Raw genomic sequence first — 2,449 nt, forward strand, 5'->3', positions numbered from 1 at the left:
CCTTCGTTCTCCCCTCCCGACCCCCGAGGAGCGCTGGACCGATGAGCAAGCAGACCGTCCTCGGCCGCGTCGCCCTGCTGGCGCGCGCCAACATCCACGCCCTGCTGGACCAGGCGGAGGACCCGCAGACGATGCTCGACCAGCTGATCAGGGACTACACCAACAGCATCTCGGAGGCCGACCAGGCCGTGGCGACGGTCCTCGGCGGGCTGCGGCTGCTGGAGGCGGACCGCGACGAGGATGTGGCGGCGGCCGCGGAGTGGGGCGCCAAGGCGCTCGCGGCGAGCCGCAGGGCGGACGGGCTGCGGGCGGACGGGTCGGTGGCCGAGGCGGACCGCTTCGACGGGCTGGCCCGGGTGGCTTTGGAGCGGCAGCTGCGGGCGGAGCGGGAGGCGGCCGACGCGGAGCCGGTGATCGCCGCGCAGGCGGAGGTGGCGGGCCGGCTCCGGGACGGGCTGGACGCCATGCGGGGCAAGCTGGACGAGCTGACGGCGAAGCGGGACGAGCTGGTGGCGCGGGCGCGGACGGCGGAGGCGCAGAACCGGATGCTGGACGCGGTGCGCGGCATCGACGTGACGGACCCGACGAGCGAGCTGGGCCGCTTCGAGGACAAGGTGCGGCGGGAGGAGGCGCGGGCGCTGGGCCGCGAGGAGCTGGCGGCCTCCTCGCTGGACGCGCAGTTCGAGGCGCTGGACGGCCTGGCGCGGGCCGAGGAGGTCGAGGCCCGGCTGGCGGCGCTGAAGTCCGCGGGCCGGGCCTGACCGGTCGGGCGCGGCCCGGCCCGGCCGGGTCCGGTCAGGCGGGCGGGTGGAGGGGCGGCGGGGCCCCGGCCCGCGCCCGGTTCAGCCGTACAGGCCGAGGAGCTGTTCGGCCGACAGTCCGCCCTCCGGTTCGGCGGAGGCCCCGGGCAGCGGGAGTTCGAACCAGACCGTCTTGCCGCGGTGGGTCCGCCGGGTCCCCCAGCCGGCCGACAGCAGGCCGACCAGTTGCAGGCCGCGCCCGCCCTCGTCGGTGTCGCGGGCGCGGCGCCGGCGCGGCTGGACGAGGTTGGCGTCCCACACCTCGCAGACGAGGGTGCGGTCCAGCAGCAGCCGCAGCCGGATGTCGCCCTCGCCGTACCGCAGGGCGTTGGTGACGAGTTCGCTGACGAGCAGTTCGGTGGTGTCGAGCAGCCCTTCGAGGCCCCAGGCGGGCAGTTTGGCGCGGGCCAGCTCCCGGGCGCGGCCCACCGAGCGGGCGTCGCGCGGGAGGTGCCAGTCGCCGACCGCGTCGACGGGGAGTCCCTGGACGCGGGCCATGAGGAGGGCGATGTCGTCCTCGCCGTGCCGGGTGTCGAGGGTGTTCAGGACGTGGTCGCAGATGTCCTCCAGCGGCCGGGCCGGGTCGGTGAGGGCGTGGCGCAGCCCGCGCAGCCCCTCCTCCAGGGGGTGGTCGCGGGATTCGACGAGGCCGTCGGTGTAGAGGGCGAGGAGGGCGCCTTCGGGGAGGTCGACCTCGACCTCCTCGAAGGGTTCGCCGCCGACGCCGAGCGGCATGCCGGGCGGGACCTCCAGCAGCAGTCCGGCGCGCGGCGCGGAGCCGGGCTCGGCGGGTTCGACCAGGACGGGCGGCATGTGGCCGGCGTTGGCGATGGTGCAGCGCCGGGTGACCGGGTCGTAGACGGCGTACACGCAGGTGGCGAGGTAGACCTCGGAGCGGTCGGCGTCGCGCGAGTGGAGGGCGGCCCGGGAGGCCTGCTGCGAGCCGCCGGGGGCGCCGAGGCCGCGGGCGATCTCGTCGAGGGCGGCGAGGACTTCGGCGGGCTCCAGGTCGAGCAGGGCCAGGGTGCGCACGGCGGTGCGGAGTTCACCCATGGCGACGGCGGCGCGCAGTCCGCGGCCCATGACGTCGCCGACGACGAGTGCGGTGCGGTGGCCGGGCAGTTCGATGACGTCGAACCAGTCGCCGCCGACTTCGGTGGCGGCGTTGCCGGGGAGGTAGCGGCAGGCGATGTCGAGGCCGGCGGCCTCCGGGTCGCCGGGCGGCAGCAGGCTGCGCTGGAGGATCAGGGCGCGTTCGTGCTCGCGCCGGTAGAGGCGGGCGTTGTCGATGCAGACGGCGGCGCGGGCGGCGAGTTCGACGGCGACGGCGCGGTCGCGTTCGCCGAAGGGCTCGCTGCCCTTGGTGCGGGAGAACTGGGCGAGGCCGACGACGGTGTCGTGGGCCACCAGCGGCACCACGAGGGTGGACTGGACGAGGTCGTCCGGGCCGCCGCCTTCGATGAGGCGGGGCCGTGCGGTGCGCAGGGCGAGCGCGCCGGGCGAGGCGGCCGGGTAGCGGTGGACGTCTCCGACGGCGACGGGGGTGCCCGGTCCGGAGAGGGGGGCGTCGGAGACGGCGGAGGAGAAGGCGACGCGCCGCAGCGGTGCGGACGGGGCGCGGCCGGCGCCGAGTCCGGGCGGCAGGGAGG

General features: G+C 76.6%; 2 protein-coding genes. One reads left to right on the forward strand and one right to left on the reverse strand.

Features of this window, described 5'->3' with window-relative positions; genetic code table 11:
- Nucleotides 1-41: 41 nt before the first annotated feature.
- Nucleotides 42-761: a PspA/IM30 family protein gene (locus EF903_RS31620; RefSeq protein ID WP_125548406.1), complete on the forward strand. Its 720-nt coding sequence runs from the start codon at nt 42-44 to the stop codon at nt 759-761.
- An 81-nt stretch (nt 762-842) separates the two neighbouring features.
- Here the strand turns inward: EF903_RS31620 and EF903_RS31625 are convergent.
- Nucleotides 843-2,449 (reverse strand): SpoIIE family protein phosphatase (locus tag EF903_RS31625; RefSeq protein WP_125548407.1); only part of this gene is annotated, 1,607 nt, incomplete at its 5' end.

Origin of the sequence: Streptomyces sp. WAC05292 (assembly GCF_003949955.1) — a bacterium.
Classification (GTDB): Bacteria; Actinomycetota; Actinomycetes; order Streptomycetales; family Streptomycetaceae; genus Streptomyces; species Streptomyces globosus.